Annotated in this window: 8 protein-coding genes; 7 read left to right on the plus strand and 1 reads right to left on the minus strand. The window is 65.9% G+C overall.

Features of this window, described 5'->3' with window-relative positions:
- Positions 1–103 precede the first annotated feature (103 nt).
- A complete protein-coding gene (locus QRN34_RS06740; RefSeq protein WP_285403169.1) occupies positions 104–733 on the minus strand; it encodes a GIY-YIG nuclease family protein in 630 nt (209 codons plus the stop codon).
- 332 nt (positions 734–1,065) lie between these two features.
- On the opposite strand from QRN34_RS06740, the gene rimP reads away from it, so the two are divergent.
- The 7 genes from rimP (at position 1,066) to pnp (ending at position 10,448) form a co-directional block, all read left to right on the plus strand.
- On the plus strand, positions 1,066–1,611 hold the full coding sequence (rimP, locus tag QRN34_RS06745) for a ribosome maturation factor RimP (protein WP_285403171.1): 546 nt from the start codon (positions 1,066–1,068) through the stop codon (positions 1,609–1,611).
- Between the two features lie 44 nt (positions 1,612–1,655).
- Positions 1,656–3,170 (plus strand): transcription termination factor NusA, encoded by a 1,515-nt coding sequence (gene nusA / locus QRN34_RS06750; RefSeq protein WP_036142412.1) that lies wholly within the window; start codon positions 1,656–1,658, stop codon positions 3,168–3,170.
- A gap of 133 nt (positions 3,171–3,303) precedes the next feature.
- Complete coding sequence (gene infB / locus QRN34_RS06755) at positions 3,304–6,225, plus strand: translation initiation factor IF-2 (protein WP_285403174.1); 2,922 nt, start codon at positions 3,304–3,306, stop codon at positions 6,223–6,225.
- A 78-nt stretch (positions 6,226–6,303) separates the two neighbouring features.
- Positions 6,304–6,678 carry a 30S ribosome-binding factor RbfA gene (rbfA, locus tag QRN34_RS06760; RefSeq protein WP_285403175.1) on the plus strand — a complete coding sequence of 125 codons (375 nt, stop codon included), beginning with the start codon at positions 6,304–6,306 and terminating at the stop codon, positions 6,676–6,678.
- Between the two features lie 306 nt (positions 6,679–6,984).
- Positions 6,985–7,902 (plus strand): tRNA pseudouridine(55) synthase TruB, encoded by a 918-nt coding sequence (gene truB, locus QRN34_RS06765; RefSeq protein ID WP_285403177.1) that lies wholly within the window; start codon positions 6,985–6,987, stop codon positions 7,900–7,902.
- A gap of 143 nt (positions 7,903–8,045) precedes the next feature.
- A complete protein-coding gene (gene rpsO / locus QRN34_RS06770; RefSeq protein WP_036142401.1) occupies positions 8,046–8,312 on the plus strand; it encodes a 30S ribosomal protein S15 in 267 nt (88 codons plus the stop codon).
- Between the two features lie 30 nt (positions 8,313–8,342).
- Complete coding sequence (gene pnp, locus QRN34_RS06775) at positions 8,343–10,448, plus strand: polyribonucleotide nucleotidyltransferase (RefSeq protein ID WP_036142398.1); 2,106 nt, start codon at positions 8,343–8,345, stop codon at positions 10,446–10,448.
- Positions 10,449–10,608 lie beyond the last annotated feature (160 nt).

A 10,608-nucleotide genomic window follows, 5' to 3' on the forward strand; every position in this document is an offset into this window, starting at 1 on the left:
CGGCCGCTTGCGGCCGCTGCTCGAGCGCAGAGGGTGACCGCCCGACGCCTCCTCCCCGGTAACGCGCGAGAACCCTTTTTTGTCCGGTGCAGGATTCCCGGGCTCAGCGGAACAGGCGCCGATGATCGCCATGGGCGTACCAGTCCGCTACGCCATCGGGCACGAGCGACTCGATCGACAGCCCAGCAGCCACGAACATGTCCAGTGTGTCGATGAGGGCCGTGCGTAACCGGTCGGCACCGGGGTCGCCGGGTGCGTTGTGGGACGCCCATTCCAGCGTGTCCAGCATCCGCAGCGACCAGTCGTGCAGGAGATCGGCGCGCGCCGAAAGGTAGTCGGACAGCCATCCGGTCAGGCCGAGGTCGAGCGGGAAGCCCTCGGTCTGCGCGATCTCACTCAGTAACGAGACGACGACCGCGTAGACGCCCCGGTACCATTCCGTATGTCCCGCCGCGGACATCGGCACCACCAGCGGGGCCATGGCCCGTTCCGCGGCGAAGGTTTCGATCAGCCGCCGCTCGATCCGCCGGGCGTCCTTTACTTTCTCGGTATCCAGCAGCAGGGCCCGGTCCAGATCGAAGAAGTCGAAGAAACGGCGGTGCAGGGTACGGAAGCGCGTGAACGGGTCCCGCGAGAAGCCGACCTTCAGCAGGTCCTGGTCGCGGCACGGCAGCACGTAGACGTGCGCCCGGCCCTGGGAGGCGAAGCGGGGGTAGGGGACATCGTTCTCCATGCCGTCCAGTATCCCGGAGCCGTGTCGTCGGGGCGTCGCCGACCTTGCGCGGGCGCCGGTAAATACGATAGACTCAGTGAATCTTAAGCACCATTGGCAAGGGCTTCGGCCTCTCACCGCAGGTGGCTTCAAGGAACTTTCTTTTTACAAGAAAGCCTCCTCGTGAGGCTTTTTTGTTGGGCGCACGGAGGCGTCCTGCGTCATTTTCGTGAGCGCCGTCAGGGCATCGCGGCGTACGCGGGAGGAAAGTGTCGGATACATCGGCGAACGAAAGGAAGGGGCCGTTCGCGCCCTTTTCTTGTTTCTGGCGACCGGAAAATACCGCAGGTAACGTGGATACAAACGCACTTTCACAACGCTTTTCAGGCATCGTGGCCGAACTGGGCCTCGAGGTTCTGGGCATGGATTTCGGGCCGTCCGACGGGCAGATCACGCTGCGCGTCTACCTTGACGTGCTGGCTGCCGAACGCGAGCGTCGCGAAGCGGCCGAGCAGTCGGTCGAGGTCACCGTCGAGGACTGCGAAGCCGCCAGCCGCGAGTTCTCCGCGTACCTGGATGTTGAAGACCCGATTCCCGGCAACTATGTACTGGAGGTCTCCTCCCCCGGTATCGATCGTCCCCTGTTCACGGCGGAGCAGTTCGCCCGCGTGAGCGGCCAGGAGGTCAAGGTGCTGCTGAGGGCCCCGATCGAGGGGCGCCGGCGCCTGAAAGGCAAGGTCATGGACGTCGCCGGCGAGCACATCGTGGTCGAGGGCGATGCGGGCCGATTCGAATTCGAGCATGCGGACGTCGAAAGCGCTCGCGTGGTTCCCGACTGGGTGGCACTCGGCTATGCGCCGCAGCCGAAGCCCACGCCGGGCGGCAAGAAACCTAAATAACGATTGATGGGGTGCCTCGGGGCATCCTTACGGGAGTAGCGGCAATGAGCAAAGAACTTTTGCTGGTAGTCGACGCGGTCGCCAATGAAAAAGGCGTACCGCGCGAAGTCATTTTCGACGCCATGGAAGCGGCGCTGGCCTCGGCCGCGAAGAAGCGCTACCCCGATGAGGATCCGGACATCCGGGTCGAAATCGACCGCAATACGGGCGACTACGAGACCTTCCGTCGCTGGGAGATCATCGAGGACGACGGCGAGATGGAGGATCCGTCCTTCCAGATCCGCCTGATGGACGCCCAGGACGAAGCCGGCGAAGGCGAAGTGGCCGAGGTCGGTGGCTGGATCGAGCACCAGATCGAGAACGCCGAGTTCGGCCGCATCGCCGCGCAGGCCGCCAAGCAGGTCATCGTGCAGCGCGTGCGCGAAGCCGAGCGCCAGCAGGTGGTCGACGCCTTCGTCGATCGCGTCGGCGAACTGGTCACCGGCATCGTCAAGCGCGTGGAGCGCGGCAACGTCTACCTCGACCTGGGCAGCAACGCCGAGGCGTTCATCCCGCGCGACAAGACGATTCCCCGCGAATCGGCCCGCGTCGGCGATCGCGTCCGCGGTTACCTGTACGAAGTGAAGTCGGAAGTCCGCGGTCCGCAGCTGTTCGTGTCGCGCAGCGCGCCGGAATTCATGATCGAACTGTTCAAGCTCGAAGTGCCGGAAGTCGGCCAGGGCCTGGTCGAGATCAAGGGGTGCGCCCGCGATCCGGGCGATCGCGCCAAGATCGCCGTGGTGGCCCACGACAGCCGCACCGATCCCATCGGCGCGTGCATCGGCATGCGCGGTTCGCGTGTGCAGGCGGTGTCCAACGAGCTCAATGGCGAGCGCGTCGACATCATCCTGTGGCACGAGAACCAGGCGCAGTACGTCATCAACGCCATGGCGCCGGCCGAAGTCCAGTCGATCATCATGGACGAGGAAAAGCACTCCATGGATATCGCGGTGGCCGAGGACAAGCTGTCCCAGGCCATCGGTCGCGGCGGCCAGAACGTGCGCCTGGCCAGCAAGCTCACCGGCTGGCAGCTCAACGTGATGACGCAGGACCAGGTCACGGCCAAGACCGAGGCCGAGCAGGCCGCGGCCCTGGCCCTGTTCCAGGACAAGCTCGAAGTGGACGAGGAAATCGCCAGCATCCTGGTGCAGGAAGGCTTCTCGTCCATCGAAGAAATCGCCTATGTGCCCAGCGGTGAACTGCTGGCAGTGGAAGGCTTCGACGAGGATATCGTCGAGGAACTCCGCGCCCGCGCCCGCGACGCCCTGCTCACGCAGGAGCTTGCGGCCGAGGAAGGCGTCGAGGAAATCACGGTCGACGAGGAACTGCTCGGCCTGGATGGTATGGACGAAACGATCGCCATCGCGCTGGCGGATCGTGGTGTTAAGACGCTCGACGACCTGGGCGACCTCGCCGTCGACGAGCTCATCGATATCGAAGGCATGACGGAGGAGCGCGCATCGCAGCTGATCATGGCTGCGCGCGCCCCGATGATCGCCCGCCTGGAGAAAGGTGGTTAAGCGCGAGACCGGAAGCGTCCTGGACGGACGCCTCGAGGGAGGCCACGAGGTCTCCCGCCATGGATGGAGGCAGCCGTACGGGTCATCGTCGGCACGTAAGGTTACGCGCGGGAACGGCGGAGAATAAAGAACGATGTCGGACGTCACTATCAAACAACTCGCCCATCAATTGGGCCTTCCGGTCGACAAGCTGCTCGGGCAGCTCGGCGAAGCCGGTATGAAATTTTCCGATGCGGAGCAGGTCATCAGCAGCACCGAAAAGGTGAAACTGCTGGGCTTCCTGCGTCGCACGCATGGCAAGAACGATGCCGCTCCCGAAGGGGAAGGCACCTCGCCGCGCCAGATCACCCTGAAGCGCCGCACCGTCGGCGAGCTGAAGGTGAACTCGGGCTCGGGTCGTGGCGCCGGTCCGGCCAAGACGGTCAACGTCGAGGTCCGCGCCAAGCGCACGTACGTCAAGCGCAGCGCCATCGCCGAAGATGCGTCGCACGAGCCGGAGCGCGAGGACGCCGTGCGCAAGCTGGCCGAATCGCAGGCCCAGCGCGAGCAGGAAGAATCGCAGCGTCGCGAGGAAATCGAGCGCCGCGAGCAGGCCGAAGCGGCCCGCCGCGAAGCCGAGGCCGAAGCGCACCGCCAGGAAGCCGCTGCCGCCGAAGCGCGTCGCCAGGCCGAAGAGGCCGAGCAGCGTGCGCGTGCGGAAGCCGCTCGCGCCCAGACCGAGGCCGCACCGGCTCCGGCGCCGGCGGATGCGGCGCCCGAGGCCACCGCGTCCGATGTCACGCAGCCCGCACCCGCGGCGCTGGGTGAGGACGGCTTGCCGACCCACCAGACGGCCAAGCTCGACAACCGCAAGCTCGGCATGATCCTGCCGCGCATCCACGAGCCGCGTAAGCGCGAGCGTGTGGTGTCCAAGCCGGTTCCGCCGCCGCCGCCCGCTCCCGCACCGGCACCGGTGGCTGCCGCCCCGGCACCGGCCGCGGCGCGTGCCGCCGCGCCGGCGCCTCGTCCGGCGCCCGGCGCCGTGGCAGCCGCCAACGACACCCGTGGCAACGCCCGTCCCAAGCATGGCGGCGGTGGTGGCTCGCCCGGCGGCGGTGGCGGTCGTAACGACCGCGAAGCCGGCGGCAAGCGCTTCGCCGGTGGCGAAATGCACCTGTCCGAGGCCGATCGCGCCCGTCGCTCGTCCAGCAACAACCGGCGTGGTGGCGGCAAGGATCGCGGCCGCATGACGGCATCGCGCGGCGCCGCCTCCTCGGGCGGTCCGCACGGCTTCACGCGTCCCACCGCCGCGGTGGTGCGTGACGTGATGATCGGCGACAACAACCTCGTGACCGAGCTGGCCCAGAAGATGGCCGTCAAGGGTGCCGAGGTGGTCAAGGCGCTGTTCAAGATGGGCGTCATGGCCACGATCAACCAGACGATCGACCATGACACCGCCGCGCTGGTCGTCGAGGAACTGGGCCACAATCCGGTCCGCGCCACCGACAACGACGCCGAAGCCGCGCTTGCCACGCATACGCAGAACGCGGAGCTGGAAGGCGACAAGGTCACGCGTCCGCCGGTCGTCACGATCATGGGCCATGTCGACCACGGCAAGACCTCGCTGCTGGATTACATCCGTCGCACCAAGGTCGCCTCGGGCGAAGCCGGTGGTATCACGCAGCACATCGGCGCGTACCACGTCGAGACCAGCCGTGGCGTCATCACCTTCCTCGACACCCCGGGCCATGCGGCGTTCACGTCGATGCGTGCCCGCGGTGCGCAGTCCACGGATATCGTGGTGCTGGTGGTGGCCGCCGACGACGGCGTCATGCCGCAGACGCAGGAAGCCGTGAAGCACGCGCGCGCCGCCAAGGTGCCGCTGATCGTCGCGGTCAACAAGATGGACAAGTCCGGCGCCAACCCGGACAACGTCAAGCAGGGCCTCGGCCTTCTTGAAGTCATCCCTGAAGAGTGGGGCGGCGACACCCCGTTCGTGCCGCTTTCGGCGAAGACGGGCGACGGTGTCGATGCACTGCTCGACGCCATCTCCATCCAGGCCGAAGTCATGGAACTCAAGGCGGTGGCCGATGGCCGCGCTTCGGGTGTCGTGATCGAATCCAGCCTCGACCGCGGTCGCGGTCCGGTGGCCACGGTGCTGGTGCAGCAGGGCACGCTGAAGAAGGGCGACTTCGTCGTCTGCGGTGTCGAATACGGCCGCATGCGTGCACTGGTGGACGAAACCGGCAAGCAGGTCAATGAAGCCGGTCCGTCGATCCCCGTGCAGGTGCTGGGTCTGTCCGGCGTGCCCGAATCGGGTGACGACTTCGTCGCCGTGAAGGACGAGCGCCTGGCCCGCGAAGTGGCGGCCGAGCGTCTGCTCAAGCGTCGCGAAACCCGCCTGGTCTCGAAGTCCAACCGCCTGGAAGACATCATGGCGCAGATGGGCCAGGGCCAGGGCCAGCAGACCCTCAACATCCTGGTCAAGGCCGATGTGCAGGGTTCGGTCGAAGCGCTGCGCGATTCGCTGACCCAGATCGGCAACGAACTGGTCAAGGTGAACGTCATCTCGTCCGGCGTGGGCGGCATCACCGAATCCGAAGCCACGCTGGCGGCGGCCTCCAAGGCGCTGGTCATCGGCTTCAACGTCCGTGCCGATGCATCGGCACGCAAGGTGATCGACACCAACGGCCTGGATGTCCGTTACTTCTCGATCATCTACGACGTCATCGACCAGGTGAAGCAGGCGGCCTCCGGCCTCCTGGGCGTGGAGATCCGCGAAGAGATCATCGGTATCGCGCAGGTCCGCGACGTGTTCCGCTCGTCGAAGTTCGGCGCGGTCGCAGGCTGCATGATCACCGAGGGCCTCGTGAAGCGCTCCAAGCCGATCCGCGTGCTGCGCGACAACGTGGTGGTGTTCCAGGGTGAACTGGAATCGCTGCGCCGCTTCAAGGAACTCGTCGACGAGGTCCGCAACGGCATGGAATGCGGTATCGCGGTCAAGCAGTACAACGACGTGAAGGTCGGCGACCAGATCGAGTGCTTCGAGCGTATCGAAGTGCCGCGCACGCTGTAAAAGCGGGCAATGCGCCTCCCCGGCTCACGCCGGGGAGGCTTTATGCGTTTATGCACCCTATTAAAACTGGAGGCGGATATGCCGTCCCGTGATTTCAAGCGCACCGACCGCGTGTCCGCCCAGCTCCGCCGCGAAATCGGCGAACTGGTCCACGCCGCCGTGCGCGACCACGCGCTGCCCTCGGTCAGCGTGTCCGACGTGGAAGTAACCCGCGACCTCGACTGGGCCACCGTGTGGGTCACCGCCCTCATGCCGGATCAGTCCGCCGAAGTGGTCAAGGCGTTGAAGGAATTCGCCCCCGAGTTTCGTCACGCGCTGTCCAAATCGATGATCCTGCGCAAGGTGCCCCAGCTGAAGTTCAAGTACGACGAGTCGGTCGACAACGGCGAACGCATCGAGCGCCTGCTCCGCGAAAACCCCGTCCCGCCGGCCGATCCGGCCGACGAAGCCTGATCCACTCGCCCTAACCAAACCCACCCCGCCCGTAGGAGCGCACGATGTGCGCGATCCAGGGCTCGCGATGGGGTGGGGTGGGGTGGGGTGCTGCGTCCGGCTCGCGATAGGTGGGGGGCTGCGTCTCCGCTTGTTGGCTTTGCGCGCGAGCGGGTGAAGGGCGCCGCGTCGCCGCTTTGTTGGCTTTTCGCGCGAGCGGGTGAAGGGCGCCGCGTCTCCGCTTTGTTGGCTTCGCGCAAGGGTGAAGGGTACCGCGTCGCCGCTTTGTTGGCTTTTCGCGCACAGCGTGCGCTCCTACATGTACTTATGACACGCCGAACTTTCCTCGACATCCACGGCATTCTCCTCCTGGACAAGCCGCTGGGCCTCAGTTCCAACCAGGCGTTGCAGACGGCGCGTCGGCTGGTGGGCGCGGCCAAGGGCGGCCACACCGGCAGCCTCGATCCGCTTGCTACCGGGCTGTTGCCGCTGTGCTTCGGCGAAGCGACCAAGATCGCCGGCTGGCTGCTGGGCTCGCGCAAGGCCTATGAGGCCGAGGTGCGCCTGGGCGCCACCACGACCACGGCGGACCTGGAAGGCGACATCGTCGAGACGCGGCCGGTGCCGCCGCTGGACGACGCGACGATCGAAGCAGCGCTGGCCCCGCTGCGCGGGCACATCGTGCAGATCCCGCCGGCGTATTCGGCGATCAAGCAGGATGGCGTGCCGCTCTACGTGCGCGCCCGTCGCGGCGAGGCGGTGGACGTGCCGGCCCGCGAGGTGGACGTCTACCGGCTCGAGGTGATCGAACGCCAGGGCGACACCGTTCGGCTCCATGTGGAGTGCGGCTCGGGCACCTACGTACGCAGCCTGGCGGTGGATTTCGGCGCCCACCTGGGCTGCGGGGCGCACCTGACCGGCCTGCGTCGGCTCTGGGTCGAACCGTTCATGGCGCCGGCCATGGTCACCCTCGACCAGTTGCGCGCTGCCGCCGAGACCGGTCCCGAACCGCTCGAGGCCCTGATCCTGCCGGTGGCCGCCGGCCTCAGTCATATTCCCCGGGTGGAACTCGACCCGGAGCAGACCCGTGTCTTCGGCTTCGGCCAGCCGGTGCCGCTGGGGCAGGGCGCGACGTCTGGCCGCTGCGGTGTCTGGGGCGCCGATGGGCGCCTCATGGCACTGGGTGAAACCGGCGAAGACGGCGTGCTGAGGGTGCTGCGGGGCTTCAATCTGCCGCCCGTGTGAACGGGCTTGTTGCCGCTACGCGCAGGACGTTACAATTACGTGCTCGTTTAACAGCTTTCATTCAAAAGCGAGGCTTGCGCAACTTCATCGGTAGCCGTTGAGGTTGCGCAAGTCTCGCATCCGCTTTTAAGGAATCGATACACATGCTTACTCCTGAACAGACCGGTCAGATCATCAAGGATTTCGGCCGCAAAGAGAACGACACCGGCTCGTCGGAAGTCCAGGTCGCCCTGCTGTCCGCCAACATCACCGCGCTGCAGGAGCACTTCGCAGCACACAAGCAGGACCACCACTCGCGTCGCGGTCTGCTCAAGATGGTCAACCAGCGCAAGAAGCTGCTTGCCTATCTGAAGAAGAGCGATCTCGCTCGCTACCAGACCCTGATCGAACGCCTCGGCCTGCGCCGCTAAACCACCGGAACAGGACGAGGAGAGATCGAAGTGGCGAAAGTAACCAAGTCATTCCAGTACGGTTCTCACGAAGTCACACTGGAGACGGGCGAAATCGCCCGGCAGGCCTCCGGTGCGGTCATGGTCAGCATGGGCGGCACGGTCGTCCTGGTGACGGTCGTCGCAGCGCCCAAGGCGCGCGAAGGCCAGGACTTCTTCCCCCTCACGGTCGACTACATGGAGAAGTTCTACTCCGCGGGTCGCATTCCGGGTGGCTTCTTCAAGCGCGAAGGCCGTCCGACCGAGAAGGAGACGCTGACTTCGCGCCTCATCGATCGTCCGCTTCGTCCGCTGTTCCCGGAAGAGTTCCGCAACGAGATCCAGGTCATCGCCCAGGTCGTCTCGCTGAATCCGGAAGTGGATGGTGACATCCCGGCGCTGCTCGGCGCCTCGGCAGCCATGTCGCTCGCCGGCGTGCCCTTCAAGGGCCCGATCGGCGCGGCACGCGTCGGTTACGCCAACGGCCAGTACATCCTCAACCCGACCGCCACCCAGCTGAAGACGTCCGACCTCGACCTCGTCGTGGCCGGCACCTCCAGCGCCGTGATGATGGTCGAGTCGGAAGCGAAGCTGCTCAGCGAAGACGTCATGCTCGGCTCGGTGGTCTTCGGCCACCAGCAGATGCAGGCCGCGATCGACACGATCAACGCCTTCGTCGCCGAAGCCGGCGTCAAGACGTTCAAGTGGGACGCTCCGGTCGCCAAGACGGCGCTGTACGACGCGGTCAAGGCCGCCGTCGGCAACCGTTTCGCCGAAGCCTTCCAGATCCGCGACAAGCTGGCCCGTCGTGACGTCATCAGCGCGCTCAAGAGCGACGTGAAGACGGCCATCGCCGCCGACGCCGAAGCCAACGGCTGGACCGATGGCGACATCGGCAACGCTTTCGGTGAAGTCGAGTACCGCACCCTGCGCGACGGCGTGCTCAGCACGAAGGTCCGCATCGACGGTCGCCAGCTCGACGACGTCCGCCCGATCTCGGTGCGCGTCGGCGTCCTGCCGCGCACGCACGGTTCGGCACTCTTCACCCGCGGTGAAACGCAGGCCCTGGTGGTCGCCACGCTCGGCACCACGCGTGACTCGCAGATCATCGACGCGCCGGAAGGCGAGTGGAAGGACACGTTCCTGTTCCACTACAACTTCCCTCCGTTCTCGGTCGGTGAAACCGGTCGCGTCGGTAGCCCGAAGCGTCGCGAGATCGGCCACGGCCGTCTTGCCAAGCGCGGCGTGCAGGCCGTCAAGCCGACGATCGAAGAGTTCCCGTACGTCGTCCGCGTCGTCTCGGAAATCACCGAGTCGAACGGTTCCTCGTCGATGGCGTCGGTCTGCGGTTCGTCGCTGGCCATGATGGACGCGGGCGTTCCGCTGAAGTCGCCGGTCGCCGGTATCGCCATGGGCCTGGTGAAGGAAGGCAACGACTTCGTCGTGCTCTCCGACATCCTCGGTGATGAAGATCACCTGGGCGACATGGACTTCAAGGTAGCCGGTACCGCCGATGGCGTGTCCGCGCTGCAGATGGACATCAAGGTCGACGGCATCACCGAGGAAATCATGCGCACGGCGCTGGCCCAGGCCAAGCGTGGTCGCCTGCATATCCTCGGCGAGATGGCCAAGTGCATCACCGAAGCCCGCTCGGAAATGAGCGAGTTCGCACCGCGCCTGCTGACCATCAAGATCCACCCGGACAAGATCCGCGAAGTGATCGGCAAGGGTGGCGCCACCATCCGTTCGATCACGGAAGAGACCGGCACCACCATCGACATCACCGACGACGGCAACGTCGTGATCGCCTCGGTCAATCGCGAAGCGGCCGAAGCCGCCCGCAAGCGTATCGAGCAGATCGTGTCGGACGTCGAGCCGGGCCGCATCTACGAAGGCAAGGTCGCCAAGCTGATGGACTTCGGCGCATTCGTCACGATCATGCCGGGCAAGGATGGTCTGGTGCACGTGTCGCAGATCTCCAGCGAGCGCGTCGAGAAGGTCTCCGACAAGCTCAAGGAAGGCGATATCGTCAAGGTCAAGGTGCTGGAAGTCGACAAGCAGGGCCGCATCCGCCTGTCGATGAAGGCCGTCACCGAAGACGAAAACGTCACCGGCTGATCCATCGCCCTCGACGCATGAAGAACCCGGCGCTGCGAGGCGCCGGGTTTTTTCGTTCAGGGCTCGCCTTCGGCATCGCGTTTGGCTTTCGAGCGTTGGCGCTCGGGAGCAAGAGCCGGCGGGTAGCCCCCTCGGTGCCACGCCTGCGGCGACCCGCTAG

It is taken from the genome of Luteibacter sp. ME-Dv--P-043b (genome assembly GCF_030209605.1).
Lineage (GTDB): Bacteria > Pseudomonadota > Gammaproteobacteria > Xanthomonadales > Rhodanobacteraceae > Luteibacter.